This window comes from Sphaerimonospora mesophila (assembly GCF_001417795.1).
Taxonomy (GTDB): domain Bacteria; phylum Actinomycetota; class Actinomycetes; order Streptosporangiales; family Streptosporangiaceae; genus Sphaerimonospora; species Sphaerimonospora mesophila.
This window is the reverse complement of record NZ_BCBX01000034.1, coordinates 372,439-386,808: the sequence shown is the minus strand read 5'-3', so window position 1 is coordinate 386,808 and position 14,370 is coordinate 372,439. Positions and strand designations below refer to the sequence as shown.

Annotated in this window: 13 protein-coding genes; 9 read left to right on the top strand and 4 right to left on the bottom strand. The window is 70.0% G+C overall.

Going from position 1 to position 14,370, the window contains the following annotated elements:
* Positions 1-19: 19 nt before the first annotated feature.
* Complete coding sequence (locus AP234_RS13720) at positions 20-853, bottom strand: carbohydrate ABC transporter permease (RefSeq protein WP_055479994.1); 834 nt, start codon at positions 851-853, stop codon at positions 20-22.
* Entirely contained in the window at positions 853-1,809 is a 957-nt protein-coding gene (locus AP234_RS13715; RefSeq protein ID WP_200926501.1) for a carbohydrate ABC transporter permease, read from the bottom strand. Before AP234_RS13715 ends, AP234_RS13720 begins: the two co-directional genes overlap by 1 nt.
* Before the next feature lie 642 nt (positions 1,810-2,451).
* On the opposite strand from AP234_RS13715, the gene AP234_RS13710 reads away from it, so the two are divergent.
* On the top strand, positions 2,452-3,732 hold the full coding sequence (locus AP234_RS13710; RefSeq protein WP_083502073.1) for a cellulose-binding domain-containing protein: 1,281 nt from the start codon (positions 2,452-2,454) through the stop codon (positions 3,730-3,732).
* Positions 3,733-3,795: 63 nt separating this feature from the next.
* Here the strand turns inward: AP234_RS13710 and AP234_RS13705 are convergent, their stop codons facing one another.
* Positions 3,796-4,779 (bottom strand): LacI family DNA-binding transcriptional regulator, encoded by a 984-nt coding sequence (locus tag AP234_RS13705; protein WP_235558158.1) that lies wholly within the window; start codon positions 4,777-4,779, stop codon positions 3,796-3,798.
* A 446-nt stretch (positions 4,780-5,225) separates the two neighbouring features.
* A complete protein-coding gene (locus AP234_RS13700) occupies positions 5,226-5,978 on the bottom strand; it encodes a creatininase family protein (protein ID WP_055479992.1) in 753 nt (250 codons plus the stop codon).
* A gap of 173 nt (positions 5,979-6,151) precedes the next feature.
* Between AP234_RS13700 and AP234_RS13695 the strand changes: the two genes are divergently transcribed.
* The 8 genes from AP234_RS13695 (at position 6,152) to AP234_RS13660 (ending at position 14,366) form a co-directional block, all read left to right on the top strand.
* Positions 6,152-7,540: a transcriptional regulator gene (locus AP234_RS13695; protein WP_152990399.1), complete on the top strand. Its 1,389-nt coding sequence runs from the start codon at positions 6,152-6,154 to the stop codon at positions 7,538-7,540.
* A gap of 113 nt (positions 7,541-7,653) precedes the next feature.
* Entirely contained in the window at positions 7,654-8,970 is a 1,317-nt protein-coding gene (locus tag AP234_RS13690; protein ID WP_055479990.1) for an ABC transporter substrate-binding protein, read from the top strand.
* A gap of 12 nt (positions 8,971-8,982) precedes the next feature.
* Positions 8,983-9,915 carry a carbohydrate ABC transporter permease gene (locus tag AP234_RS13685; RefSeq protein WP_055479989.1) on the top strand — a complete coding sequence of 311 codons (933 nt, stop codon included), beginning with the start codon at positions 8,983-8,985 and terminating at the stop codon, positions 9,913-9,915.
* A complete protein-coding gene (locus AP234_RS13680; RefSeq protein ID WP_055479988.1) occupies positions 9,912-10,760 on the top strand; it encodes a carbohydrate ABC transporter permease in 849 nt (282 codons plus the stop codon). Before AP234_RS13685 ends, AP234_RS13680 begins: the two co-directional genes overlap by 4 nt.
* A 5-nt stretch (positions 10,761-10,765) precedes the next feature.
* Positions 10,766-11,875: a mandelate racemase/muconate lactonizing enzyme family protein gene (locus AP234_RS13675; protein ID WP_055479987.1), complete on the top strand. Its 1,110-nt coding sequence runs from the start codon at positions 10,766-10,768 to the stop codon at positions 11,873-11,875.
* Between the two features lie 64 nt (positions 11,876-11,939).
* Positions 11,940-12,773, top strand: a complete 834-nt coding sequence (locus AP234_RS13670) for an amidohydrolase family protein (protein WP_055479986.1) — start codon at positions 11,940-11,942, stop codon at positions 12,771-12,773.
* On the top strand, positions 12,763-13,581 hold the full coding sequence (locus AP234_RS13665; protein ID WP_055479985.1) for an amidohydrolase family protein: 819 nt from the start codon (positions 12,763-12,765) through the stop codon (positions 13,579-13,581). Before AP234_RS13670 ends, AP234_RS13665 begins: the two co-directional genes overlap by 11 nt.
* Positions 13,578-14,366 carry an SDR family NAD(P)-dependent oxidoreductase gene (locus AP234_RS13660; RefSeq protein WP_055479984.1) on the top strand — a complete coding sequence of 263 codons (789 nt, stop codon included), beginning with the start codon at positions 13,578-13,580 and terminating at the stop codon, positions 14,364-14,366. The genes AP234_RS13665 and AP234_RS13660 overlap by 4 nt, the downstream gene beginning before the upstream one ends.
* Positions 14,367-14,370: the final 4 nt, after the last annotated feature.

Here is a 14,370-nt window from a genome sequence, read left to right as displayed (position 1 = left end):
CCCTGTCTCTCGGGGGGTTTCACTTGAGTCCGGTAAGGGCGATCGACCGGACGATATGGCGCTGGAACAGCAGGAACACCGCGATCAGCGGCAGCAGCGCGAGCGCGGCGGCGGCCAGCACGATGTGGTACTGCGAGGTGTACTGACCCTTCAGCGCCGAGATCCCGAGGGTCACGACCCTCGTGTAGTCGCTGTTGGTGATGATCAGGGGCCAGAGCAGCGTGTTCCAGGTCTGAATGAAGGTGACGGTGGCGAGGGTGGCCAGGATCGGCCTGCTGAGCGGCAATATGATCTTGAGCAGCACCGCCCAGGTGCTCGCCCCGTCGATCTGCGCGGCCGACTCCAGGTCGCGCGGGATGGTACGGAAATACTGCCGGACCAGGAAGATTCCGTACGGCGTGCCGAACGCGGTCGGCAGGATCAGCCCCAGATAGGTGTCGATCATCCCGAACTCCCGCATGATCAGGAAGAGCGGGACCAGCGTGACGATCTGCGGCACCATCATCGTGGCCAGGTAACCCCAGAACAGCGCGTCCCGGCCCGGGAACTCCAGCCGGCCGAAGGCGTACGCGGCCATCGTGCCGAAGACGAACTGTCCGAGCGTCACCAGGCCCGCGTACACCACGGTGTGCAGCAGAAAGCCTGACATGTCGTACTCAGACCAGACTTCGGCGAAGTTCTGGAAGGTGACCGGATCGGCGGGCACCCATGCCTGGGTGGTGAGCACGTCCTTCGGCGGCTTCAGCGCCGAGTTCAACGTCATCAGGTACGGCGCGAGCGAGATCGCCGCCCCCGCGAGCAGCACCGGATACAGCGCGATCCTCTTCATCGTGGCCTTCAGGTTGTTCGGCATCAGGAGAAGTCGTAGACGGTCCGCTTGCGGAAATAGAGGAACTGTCCGAGGGTCACCAGCAGGATCAGCCCGAACAGCACCATCGCGAGCGCCGAGGCGTAGCCGGTCCGGAAGAGCTGGAACGCCTGCTGGTAGATGTGGAAGTTCATGGTGTCGGTCGCCCCGCCCGGCCCGCCCTGGGTCATCACGAAGACGGTGTCGAACATCTGGAACGATCCGATCGTGTTGGTGACCAGCACGAAGAACATCGACGGCCGCAGCAGCGGCAGCGTGACCCTGAAGAAGCGCTCGACCGGCCCGGCGCCGTCGATCTCGGCCGCCTCGTTGATCTGCCGGGGGATCGCCTGGAGCCCGGCCAGCAGGATCAGCATCGTGTAGCCGGTGTACTGCCAGATGTTCACCGACGCCAGTACGGGCATCGCCCAGGCCGGATCCGACAGCCACTGGGGGCCGTCGATCCCGATCCCGCCGAGCAGCCGGTTGACCGCACCGTACTTCGGGTCGAAGATCCAGGACCAGATGATGCCGAGGGCCACCGGCATCGCCATCCAGGGCAGCACGTACAGCACCCGCAGGACCTTGCCGCCGCGCATCCGGCGGTTCAGCGCGAGCGCGAGCAGCAGGGCGAGCACGGTCTGCACGGGGATGTTGAGCAGCACGTAGTAGACGGTGTTCCACACGGATCGCCAGGCCTCGGCATCGGCGGCCAGCTCCCGGTAGTTGCCGAGGCCGACGAACGCCGGATCGCCCATCAGGTTCCAGTCGAAGAGGCTGAGCGCCAGCACCCCGAAGATCGGTGCGACCAGGAAGAGGACGAACCCGATCAGGCTCGGGGCCAGCAGGATGTAGGCATCGACGATCTCTCGGACCCTCCGGGGCAGGCCCGTCCGCCGACGTCGCCGAGGACGACCGGCGGGCGCCCTCGGCGAGTGCCTGACGGTGATATCAGTGCTCACGTTCCCACTCCTATGCGGTGACGGAGACGGCGGAGGCGACGAGCCCGCGGGTCGGAGGCGGCCCGCGGATCCGGCGGCACCCCCACGGTTGCGTACGGAAGTGTTACCGATAACACGTCGAAGGTCAACGGTCGTCGCCAAACCGAAACATGCCGCTCCGGCGATCCTCGGTGAGCTGGGCAAAGACGAATCAACGGCATCGGGCGGAGTGAGTTATCGCTCACCTTCCGCCGACATCCACTCAGAGCCGGCGGCCGTCAGACCGCGACGACGCCGGAGGGTCCTCTCACCGCGGCGGTACGTCGCCGTCCACCCCCCAGATGCGATCCGATAAAAAGGTTTTCGGATGGTCTCTCACCTATTTCTCCCGCCATGTCGTCGAAGTATCTTGCCCCGTCAGGAGCAGGCCACTATCTTCGGCAGCATCGCGGCCGATACTTTCGAAAAGGTTTCATGCGCCGGTCGCGGAAAGGAGGCCTTCCACAGACACACGACGAGCGCCGAGGTCAGGCGGCGGCTCACCCCTTCGCGGCAACGCCGGTCCAGCGATGGCGATGCCGCGCCCCCGGTGGAAGGGCGAGCGTGCCACGTGATCTCGCACTCGGCCGGGGGCCCGAGGCGTACAACACGAAGGAGAGACGAATGCGCCCCCCATGGCGAGCCCGCACCCCCGCTCCCCCACCGCCCACCGCCTCCGAGCCCACCTGGCGGAGGTTCTGCCGGCTGGTCGCGATCATCACGCTGCCGCTCCTGGCCGTGACCGGGACCGGTCTGGCGAACGCCACGAGCGCGCAGGCGGCCGTCGCCTGCCGCGTCGCCTACGCCGTCACCGCCCAGTGGGGCGGCGGCTTCACGGCCGACGTCAGGATCGACAACCTCGGCGACGCGGTGAACGGCTGGCGGCTGGCGTGGTCCTTCGACGCCGGCCAGCGGATCAGCCAGACCTGGAACGGAACGCATGCCCAGAGCGGCTCCTCGGTGACGGTCTCCGACGCCGGCCACAACGCGGCGATCCCCTCCGGCGGCAGCACCTCGTTCGGGTTCAACGCCTCCTGGAGCGGCGCCAACCCGGCGCCGGCCGCCTTCTCCCTCAACGGCGTGGCCTGCACCGGCTCCCCCGGAACCCCGACGCCCACACCGACGCCCACGCGCACGCCGACCCCCACCCCGTCACCCGGCGGGAACGCCTGGAACCCGCCGAGCAACCTGGTCGCCCCGCTGAACCAGGTGTGGCAGCACGTCGAGTCGACCTACCCCGACCTGTACCGGTTCAGGAACTACATCTGGGACCAGATCATGGCGGGGAAGGGCGACATCAACTACTGCGTACGCTGGGACTCGGGCGCCAGGGTGTCCGCCGCGCTGCGCGACCGCATCCACGCCAACCTGGCCCGCCAGTTCGACAAGTGGGTCGACCAGCTCGAAGGATGGAACGGCTGGCCGTACCCCGACGTGAACGTGAAGGTCGTCGGCTGGGCCGTACGCGACCGCGCCCAACTGGAGTGGACGGACGACTCCGTCGACATCTACGTCAACGACATCAGGGAGAACGCCCCGCAGTGCGCACCGCCGTGCGGCCGGTTCTTCCACCAGGACGGTGACTACTCCGGCTGCCCGGGCGGCGTGGCCCGTCATTACGACATGTCGCTGTGGCTCACCGCCGGGATGAGCGGCGGAGCCGGCGGCGACTGGGGACAGCGGATCGGCAGCGAATACTACGTGAACGCGCTCGACAGCGAGAACATCCACATCCTGCTGCACGAGATAGGACACGGGTTCGGCCTGGACGACTTCTACGACTGGACCCCCACGGGCGTCTGCTGCTTCATCATGAACGCGGGCAGCGCCGCCCAGATCACCGAGTTCGACAAGTGGATGCTGCGCGACTGGTGGCGCCACCTGAAGAACCGCTACGGCTACTGACCACCCAGGCCTCCGGGACCGGCGCCGCCGGTCCCGGAGGTGCGGGTACGGCCAAAGCCCCGATCACTGGGAGCTCCGCGGTCCCGTCGAGTCGCGGATGACGAGTCTGCAGGGCATGCGGTGCACGCCGGGCGTGGCCCTGCCGTCGATGGCCGCGAACAGGTGCTGGGCGGCGGTGCGGCCCAGCGTCTCCAGATTCATGTCGACCGTGGTCAACGCCGGTCGGGTCTCGGTGGAGAGCACCTCCCAGTTGTCGTACCCCACGACCGCGACGTCGTCCGGCACCCGGCGCCCCCGCTCCCTGGCCGCCTCGATGAACCCGGCCGCGATCTGGTCGCTGCCGCAGACCACGGCGTCGATCTCCGGCTCGGCCATGAGCAGCATCTCGGCGGCGTGCCGCCCCCACCGCTGGGACCAGGCGCCGGAGAGCGTCTCGCCCACCTGCGCGAGGCCGGCGTCCGCCAGGGCGGCCCGCAGCCCCTCGGCCCTGTCCCGCGCGGCCTTGTAGTCGAGCGGCCCGGTGATGTGGGCGATCCTGCGGCGGCCCATCGCGAGCAGGTGGCGGGTGGCGAGCCCGGCGCCGTCCACGTCGTCCGGCACGAACGACACGTCGTCGGAGCAGTCGGACGGCGCGTACGCGTACACGACCGGAATCGGCAGGTCACGGCTGATCGACGGGCGGGGGTCGGTGCTCTCCCCCACCACGATGAGACCGTCCACCCGCCTGGACAGCAGGGTCCTGATGTGGTGCTGCTCGCGAATGGAGTCGCCTCTGGCGTCGCAGAGCATCACGGCCATCTCCCCGGCGCCGAACGCGTCCTCGGCCCCCAGCAGCACCGGAATGCCGAACCTGCCCACGCTGTCGCTGGTCAGCAGCCCCACCGTGCGGGTCTGACCGGACAGCAGGCCCCTGGCCAGCGCGTTCGGCTGGAAGGACAGCTGCTCTGCCGCGGCGAGCACCCGCATCCGCGTCTCGGCCCGCACGTCGTCCTTGCCGTTGAGCGCCTTGGACGCGGTCGCGATCGACACACCGGCGAGAGACGCCACGTCGCTTATGGTCACCGCACGTGAACGCCTACCCGCCATCTCGATCGAAATCCTTCTAACTCGGCTGATCTGCTATCTGCCAGCATAAGACATCGTCGGTCACGAGATCCTGGCACCCGTTTCCGAAAACCTTTCAGAAGCAGCCGTACGCCCGGGATCACCACACACCCCACACTCCCTGGCCGTGATCTTGCGAATACTCGCAGTCGACGCCAGGAGCAGGCACTTCGCATTCCTGATCTTGCGGTTTCTCGCAGGCATGTCCGATGAACAGCGAAAACACCGTCCGCGATCTTGCATTGCGGCGCAACTGCAAGATCACCAAACGCCTGGGTGCAGGCCAGGCGGTACGCCTGCGAGAAACTGCAAGATCACGAAGGTGATCTGCGCAGGCCAAGGGGCTTCCCTGCGAGAATTCGCAAGATCACGGGGGAAGGGGGGCGGGCTCAGGGCGCGATCTCGGCGAACCGGTCGAGGAAACCGGCGAACTCGGCCACGAGGTGATCGACCAGGGACCTGCCCGCCTCGGGCGTCGCCGGCGCGACGGGATCCGTGACGCCGTTCATGCGGGCGACCCAGTCGTGCCGGGCGATGAAGCCTCCCGCGATGACCGGGGGCTGCACGCCGGCGGCGGGCGAGGAGGCCGGCGAGGACGCGCCGACGGGAACGTCCAGGCCGAGGAGCAGTGCGGCCTCGAAGGCCCCGGCGTGACCGGGCACGTGCCGGATGCCCGCTTCGGCGGCCAGCTCGACCAGCCGGTCCCCGCCGAGGGTCCAGTACGACGCGGCCCCGACCGTGATGTCGTGGTCGAGCACGGCGTCACGCGCGGCCTGGCGGATGATGTCGTCGTTTCCGCCGTGGCCGTTGAAGACCACGATCCTGCGGAACCCCGTGCGCGCCGCGCTGTCGATCAGGTCGCAGAGCACGGCGAGCAGCGTACGGCCGCGCAACGAGAGCGTCCCGGCGAACGGGAGGTGGTGATGGGAGGAGCCGTAGGCGAGCACGGGGGCCACGAGGACCGGTGCGCGCGCCGCCGCGGCGGCCAGCAGCGCCAGCCGCTCGCTCACCGTCGCGTCGGTGCCGACCGGCAGTTCGCCGCCGTGCTGCTCGGTGGCGCCGATCGGGATGACCAGGGTCGCCTGCGGTGACAGTCGAGCGAGATCGGAACTGGTGAGGGCACTCAGGGTGTGAGACCGCAATGCTGGCTCCAGTGGTGGATGGTTCGCGGCGGCGCCGGCGCTGTCCTGTCGGAGGCATATTACGAGCTATTTACGTACAAAATCCAGCGTCGGCGACCGGCCGACGGCAGCCGACGGCCCTGCGAACGGTGGTCGCGCCCCGACGAGCTGCGGTTACGAACTATTTTGTTTACATGCCCGGAATGCAGCCCGTCCCTCCCCGCGCCCCGCGCACCCGGCTCGGCATCGTCGTGCCGGCGGCCAGCGAGAGCGTCTTCCACGCGGCTCTGACCCTCCTGCAGGGGGTGGCGGCGCGGTGGGTGCGCTACGACGACGAGGGGGAGATCGAACCGGTGGTCCGCGCGGTGCTCCAAGACGTGGACGCCGTCTTCTTCGCCGGGCCGATGCCGCTGGACCGGTGCCGCGCGCTGCTGCCGGAGGACCTCCCGGTCGCCGCGGCCCGCCAGGGGCCCATCGACCTGGCGCTGGCCCTGCTCCGCGCCCGCGAGCAGGGGCTGGCGCTCGCCCCGGCGAGCGTGGACACCTTCGACGAGCACGTCGTCGAGGAGCTCGCCCGCGAGCTCGGCCTGCCCGTCAGGGCGCTGCGCGCGCTTCCGTACGCGCCCGGCCAGGACGTCGAGGAGATCGTACGGTTCCACCTCGAGACGCGGCGGCGCCACCAGACCCATTACGCGGTGACGGGACGCAGCAGGGTCTACGCGCGACTGCTGGAGAGCATGGACGTCCCGGTGTTCCGCGCGGTGCCGACCGTGGCCTCGATCCGCTCGGCGATGAACGAGGTGGTCCTGCGCGCGGTGTCGGCCCGGCATTCGAACCTGCGCTTCGCCGCGGCGGTCTACCGCCTGCTCGAGGACTCCGGCCTCTACGAGGCGGGGGTCGAACAGGTCAACACGCTGCGCATGTTCTTCGACGCCGCCGAGTTCGGCGAGGCCTGGGTCGAGCCGCGCGGCGACCAGTCCGTGCTGGTCTTCGCGCACAAGGGACTGCTCGAGGAGATCACGAACTCGTGGACGGCCGTACCGCTGCTCGAGGAGGCGCGTACCCGGCTCGGCGTGCGCATGGCGGTCGGATTCGGGGTGGGCGAGTCGGTCCGCGACTCGGTGCGGCACGCGGAGATGGCGGTGCGCCGGGCGATGGCCGAGGGCGGCGACGCGGGCTACCTCATGACCGAGGACGGACTGGTGATCGGGCCGATCGGCGTCGCGGCCGACCCGCTGCGCTACACGTACAAGGCCGACGACCGGGCCGACGACCGCGGCCTGCGCGAGCTGGCCAGGCAGGCCGGTCTCGGCGTGTCCACCCTCTCACGCCTGGCCGACCTGGAGCGGAGGCTGGCCGGGGCGGGCGCGAGCGCCGAGGAGATCGGGCAGGCGCTGCGGGTCAGCGTGCCGAGCGGGCGGCGCATCATCCGCGTCCTGCGTGAGAACGGCCTGGCCCTGCCGATCGGTCTCGCCCAGCCGGCCAAGCGCGGCCGGCCGAAGAACCTCTATCGCCTGGACATCAACCGCCGGTTGAACGGATCGGCCGAGCAGTCCGGCACCCGACCGCATCCGGGCTCTTGACGCGCCTCGCGGACGGCCTGCACACTGGGGCGAACCAAATACGAACCATTTCCGAACATGGCCGTAAATCCTTGCCCCTCCCCGGAACAGCGTCGGGGAGAAAGGAGCAGAGCGTGGAGCCGATCCAACGTCGCAACCTCCTCCGGGGAGGCTCCCTCATTCTCGTCGCCGGCATGGTCAGCGCGTGCGGCGTCTTCGGCGGAACCTCCGGCGGGACCGACTCCCCGGGGTCGGCTTCCGGATCCGGTCCGGTCTCCCTGGAGTTCTGGACGATCAACCTCAAAGAGGGCTACACGCCGTACATCGAAGGGGCGATCAGCCGCTACGAGCAGGACAACCCGGGCACCACGATCAAGTGGGTCGACATCCCGGACTTCGAGCAGACCCAGAGCAAGCTGCTGGCCGCGATCAGCGGCGGAGCCACCCCCGACGTCGTCAACATGACGCCGTTCATCCTGCCGAAGTTCGCCGCCACCGGCGCCGTGTACTCACTCGACGAGCTGACCCCCGACACCGCGTCGATCGCCGCCGAGTACAACCCGGGGCTCTGGGACGCGGGCGTGATCGACGGCAAGCCGTACGCTATCCCGTTCTACGGCAGCGTCTCCGCCCTGATCTACAACACCGAGCTGTTCGGCAAGGCCGGGCTCGACCCCGACAAGCCGCCGGCGAACTGGGACGAGGTCTTCGCGGCCGCCAAGAAGATCCACGAGAAGACCGGCGCCTCGGGGTTCGTGCAGACCCTGGACGACTTCGACGACGCGGGGAACCCGTCCGACATCCTGGCCGGCCAGGCGGGCGCCCCCCTGCTGTCCCCCGACGGGAAGAAGGCCGCCTTCGCCACCCCCGAGGCCGTGGCCCACCTGGAGCAGTACGCCACCGGGGTCAAGGAGGGCTGGATCGACCGCACGTCGGTCAACGGCGGCGTGATGGACGGCGCCAAGGTCCTCGCCCAGGGCAAGACCGCGATGGTCTTCCTCGGGCCGTGGATCCTGCGCTGGCTCGAGGACAACACCGACGCCGAGACCTTCAAGAAGTTCCGGGTCGCCGTGCACCCCGAGGGCGCCGGCGGCGCGGCCAACGGCTTCCTCCAGCACTTCGCCATCCCCAAGGCGAGCAAGAACCCCAAGCAGGCGCTCGACTTCGCCCGCTACTTCAGCTCGACCGTGCTCGAACTCGCCAAGCAGGCGCCGGTGCTGCCCGGAGTGGAGTCCATCGCCGAGGACCCCTACTTCCAGTCGACTCCCGAGACGAAGGTGATCGTCGAGCAGGAGGTCAAGTTCTACTGGCCGAAGCATCCGGCCGTGGCCGAGCTGTTCGCCGCGCTGCGCACCGAGTTCCAGGCGGCGCTGCTCGGCGACAAGACCTCCGAGGCCGCGCTCCAGGACGCGGCGCGTGAGTGGGATCGGATCCTCGCGAATGGCCAGTGAGCGAGTGGGCCTGTGAACGACTCGGCACTCGAGACGCGGCGTGGCCGCGCCGCCCGTCGAGCGCGGCCGGGACGGACGTGGCGCACGGTCAGGGACTCGCGGTGGGGATGGCTGCTCGCCGTCCCCGCCGTGGGGCTGATCGGCGGTTTCGTCCTCTACCCCGCCCTCAACACCCTGCTCTACAGCTTCACCGACTTCAACGGCCTCACCCCCGCCTCATGGGTGGGGATGCGGCAGTACACCACGCTCGCGACGGACCCCGTCTTCCACCGGACGCTGCTGAACTCCGCGCTCATCACGGTGGTGGTGACCGTCCTGCTCGTCTGCCTGCCGCTGCCGGTGGCGTACTGGATCCACCGCGGCATCCCGTTCCGCCGGTTCTTCCGCACCGTGCTCTACCTGCCGGTGGTCGTGCCGATCATCGTCTCCTCGGTGGCGTGGAAGTGGATGCTCGACGAGGGCGGCCTGGTCAACCACGTCCTCCTCACGCTGGGGATCGTCGACGAGCCGGTCTCCTGGCTCTCCGATCCCGGCTGGGCGATCTGGTCGGTGGCCGGGGTGATCGTGTGGCGGGCGTTCGGCATCTACCTGCTGATCTACCTGGCCGGGCTGTCCACGCTGCCGGACGAGCACTTCGAGGCGGCCGCCATCGACGGGGCCGGGCACGTACGGACGTTCGCGAACATCGTCGTGCCGCAGCTGCGCGGCTCGATCGTGCTGAGCTCCGTCATCGCCTTCGTCGCGGCCATGCGCACCTTCGACGAGATCTACGTCCTGACCGGAGGCGGTCCGGTGAACGCCAGCAAGAACACCGCGTACTACATCTGGGAGTCGGCCTTCTCGTTCTTCAAGTTCGGGTACGGCAGCGCGATGGCGGTGGTGCTCCTCGTCATCGTCCTCGGCCTCGTCCTGCTCGGGCTGCGCCTGGCGAAGGGGGCACGATGAGAGCGGCACCTCGCGGCGCGTTCGGCCCGATCTCCCGTACGGTCGTCGTCGCCATCCTGGGCATCGCGTCGGTGGTGGCGGTCGGTCCGATGCTGTGGCTGGTCTCCACCTCGTTCAAGGACCGGGGCGACGTCTTCGCCGTGCCGCCCGAGTTCATCCCGGCCGACCCCACCCTGGACAACTACGCCTACGTCTGGGGCCAGGCCGACGTCCAGCAGTACTTCGTGAACAGCCTCCTCGTGTCGGCCGGCACGGTGCTGCTCAACGTCTCCGCCGCGGCGCTGCTCGGCTTCGCCCTGGGCCGGTTCCGCTTCAGGGGGCGGCGGCTGCTGTTCCTGCTCGGGCTCAGCACGATGGTGATCCCCTTCCCGGCGATCATGCTGCCGCTGTTCGTCGCGACCAAGGAGATGGGCCTCACCGACAACCTGCTCGGGATCATCATCCCGACGGCCGCGATCAACCTGTGGCTGTCGGTCTACATCCTGCGGGAAGCGTTCGGCGGGCTGCCCGACGAGCTGGAGGAGGCCGCCGTCATCGACGGCTGCTCCCCCGCCAGGCTCCTCTTCCGCGTCATGCTGCCGCTGGTCAAGGCGCCGCTGGCCACCTCGGCGATCCTCGTCTTCACCCTCACCTGGAGCGAGTTCCTCTGGCCCCTGGTCATCATGCGCGACCACGCCAAGTTCACGATCTCGGTCGGGCTGCAGTACTTCATGTCGACGCTGACCTCCAACTGGCACCACATCGCGGCCATCGCGGTGATCGCCTCCCTGCCCGTCGTGGTGATCTTCCTGGTGCTGCAGCGCTACTTCTTCTCCGACGTCCTCGCCGGTTCCACCAAGGGATGAGCATCATGAAAGTCACGCGGCTGGAGGCCGTACCCGTCTCGGTGCCGTTACGTGAGCCGTTCACCTCGGCGCTCGGGGTCCAGTCGACCTCCGACTACGGCATCGTCATCGCCGAGGCCGACGACGGCACGATCGGGCTCGGCGAGATCTCGCTCATCTGGCACGGCAACGGCGCCGCGCTGTGCGACCTGGTCGACCGGTCGCTCGCACCCGTGGTCGTCGGGACCGACCCGTTCGCGCTGACCCGGTTCCAGGAGGCCGCAGCCGAGACGCTGGCCTTCGGCAGGCACTCCCTGACCGCCGTCGCCGCGGTCGAGACCGCGCTGCTCGACCTCGCGGGCAAGGCCGCGGGCCGGCCGGTGTACGACCTGCTCGGCGGGCTCGCCCGCGACCGGGTGCCGCTGTCGATGTCGCTGCCGATCGCCCCGCTCGACGAGGTGCTCGACCGGGCCCACCGGCTGGTGGGGGCGGGCTTCCGCACGCTGAAGGCCAAGGGCGGCGCCGATCACGACCGCTTGGTGGAGGTCGTCGCCGCGCTGCGCGCCGAGTTCGGCCCCCGGATCGGCGTCCGCGTCGATCTCAACATGGCCTGCCCGCTGGTCAAGGACGCGCTCCGGCTGATCGGGCGGCTGGAGCCGTACGACGTGCTGTCGGTCGAGCAGCCGCTGCCGGCCGACGACGTCGAGGGCATGGCCGAGCTGTGCGCCAGGTCCACGGTTCCGATCATGGCCGACGAGAGCGTGTGGTCCGTCGGCGACGCCTGGCGGGTCCTGCGTGCGCGTGCCGCCGACATCGTCAACGTCTACGTCCCCGAGGCGGGCGGGCCGACCCGGGCCAGGCGGATCGCCGACCTGTGCGCGGCCGCCGGTGCGGGTGTGGCCGTGGGCAGCATGCCGGAGCTCGGCATCGGCACCGCTGCCGCCGCCCATCTGGCCTTCAGCTCGCCGAGGCTCGACCAGCCGAGCGACGTGGCCGGGCACCTCTACCACGCCGACGACGTCGTACGCACCACGCTGACCATCGAGAACGGCTTCCTGCTGCCGCCCACCGGTCCCGGGCTCGGCGTCGAGCTCGACCGCGACCGGCTCGACGCCTACCGGATCGACCGTTCCTGACGTCCGTTCCCGGCGGCCGTCTCCGACGACCTTTTCATTCCCTGCGAGCCGGAAGAGAGGATCTTTGCGGTATCTCGATTGCAACACCTTCATCGGCCGTCCGTCCGGACACCGGCCGTACCTCACCCGTGCGGTGACGGCGGCCGGCCTGGTCGCTGAGATGGACCGGGTGGGCGTCCACGACGCTGCCGTCTACCACGCGCTCGCCCATGAGTACGCCCCGCAGGTCGGCAACGAGCTGCTGCTGCGCGAGCTGGCCGAGGCGCCGGACGGCGTACGGGACCGGCTGCGCCCGGTCGGGGTCGTGCTGCCGCCGCACACCGGCGAGATGCCCGAGCCGGAGCCGCTCGTCGCCGGGCTGCTCGGGGCGGGCGTGCGGATGGCGCGGATCTTCCCGTCGTCCGTCATGGCCGGGCACCGGTTCTCGCTCGCGCCCTGGTGCTCGGGGGAACTGCTCTCCGCCCTCGAACGCGTGCGCATGCCGCTCGCCGTCGACTTCACCCTGTTCCGGCGGGGTGAGCCCCCGTGGCGGGAGATCCACGACCTGGCGGAGAACCATCCCGGCCTTCCGGTGATCCTGATGGACGTCCAGGGCCGCAACAACCGGACGCTCTATCCCCTGCTCAAGCGGTTCGGCAACCTGCACATCCAGTCGGCGGGCTTCAACGTGCACGGGGGGCTCGAGGATCTGTGCCGGCGGTTCGGCGCGCACCGGGTGGTCTTCGGATCGGGTTATCCGCTGCGGTCGATGGGCGGGGCGCTGCTCCAGCTCCAGCGGGCCGACCTGCCCGCGGCCGACCGCGAGCTGATCGCGTCGGGCACCCTCACCCGGCTGCTCGCCGACGTGGGCACGGCCGGCCGCGCGAAGGAGAAGGAGGCGATCGGCAATGCGAGCTGACTGGCCGCTGGTCGTGGACGCCCACTGCCACCTCGGCGCGTTCCGCAACTTCCACATCCCCGACAACGACATCGACGGCATGGTCCACGTGATGGACCTGCTCGGCATCGACGTCGCCGTGGTGGCCGCGCACGCCGGGATCTACGCCGACTACCGCTTCGGCAACGACCAGGTGATGGCCGCCGCGGCGCGGCATCCCGGCCGCGTCCTCGGTTACTGCTGCATCAACCCCAACTACTCGTCGGAGGTCGCCGGCGAGCTGGAGCGCTGCTTCGCCGACCCGGCCTTCCGCGGCATCAAGCTCCACCCCGAGCTGCACGGCGACTACCCCCTCGACGGTCCCGCCTACCGGCCGGTCTGGGAGTACGCCGCCGAGCACCGGGTGCCCGTGCTGTCCCACAGCTACTTCGCGGGAGACCCGCTGGGCGTGTTCGCGGCGCTGGCCGACGAATATCCCACGGTCCCGCTGCTGCTCGGCCACGCCGGGCTCGACTACGGCCTCGACCGGGTCGTCGGCGTGGTCGCCGAACGCCGGAACATCCACCTCGACCTCACCGGACCCCTGTCCTGGGACGGCGTGGTGGAGTATCTGGTCGGCGAGCTCGGGCCCGACCGTCTGATCTTCGGGAGCGACATGCCGTTCATGAACGCGCCGCTGCAGCTCGGCGGCTGCGTGTACGCCCGGGTGGACCACGCCGCCAAGGAGCGCATCCTCGGCGCCAACGCCGCCGCGCTGTTCGGCATCGAGCCGGGCGACCGGCGAGACGCCGCCCTGGCGGAGGTCGGGGAGAGCGGGGCGCCCGCATGACCGGCCCGACCGGGTCGGCCGCCCCGACCGGCGGCACGGGCGCCAAGCGGCTGGCCGGGCGCACCGCCCTGGTGACCGGGGCGGCGCGCGGCATCGGCAGGGCGATCGCCGCCCGGCTGGCCGCCGAGGGCGCCCGGGTGACCGCCTGCGACATCCAGGGCGACCGGCTGGCCGCCGTCGTCGCCGGTCTCGGCGCTCACGGCGAGGTCGAGGCCCTGGCCGCCGACGTCGCCGACCACGAGGCCATGGCCCGGCTGCTGGCCGGCCGGGCCGAGCCGTACGACGTGCTGGTGAACAACGCCGCGATCGCGCCGCGCATCCCTCTGCGCGAGCTGCGCCCGGACGACCTGCGGGAGGTGCTGCGCGTCAACGTCGAGGCGGCCGTGTTCCTGAGCCGGGAGGCCGGCCGGGCGATGTGCGCCGCCGGTCGCGGCTCCATCGTCAACGTGGCCTCGGTCAACGCGATGCGCGGCCAGCCGGACATGCTGCACTACAACGCGTCCAAGGCGGCTCTGGTGTCGGCCACCCAGACCCTCGCCGTGGAGTTCGCCGGGCACGGGGTGCGGGTCAACGCGGTCTGCCCCGGCTCCACCTGGACGGAGATCTGGGAGGAGGGCGGCTGGGGCGAGGCCGACCGGGCCGCCTTCGCCGAACGCATCCCCCTGGGCAGGTTCGCCAGGCCCGAGGAGATCGCGGCGGTCGTGGCGTTCCTGGCCGGGGACGACGCCTCCTACGTCACCGGGCACGCGCTGGTCGTCGACGGCGGCCTCACCGTGCGCATGTGAGGGG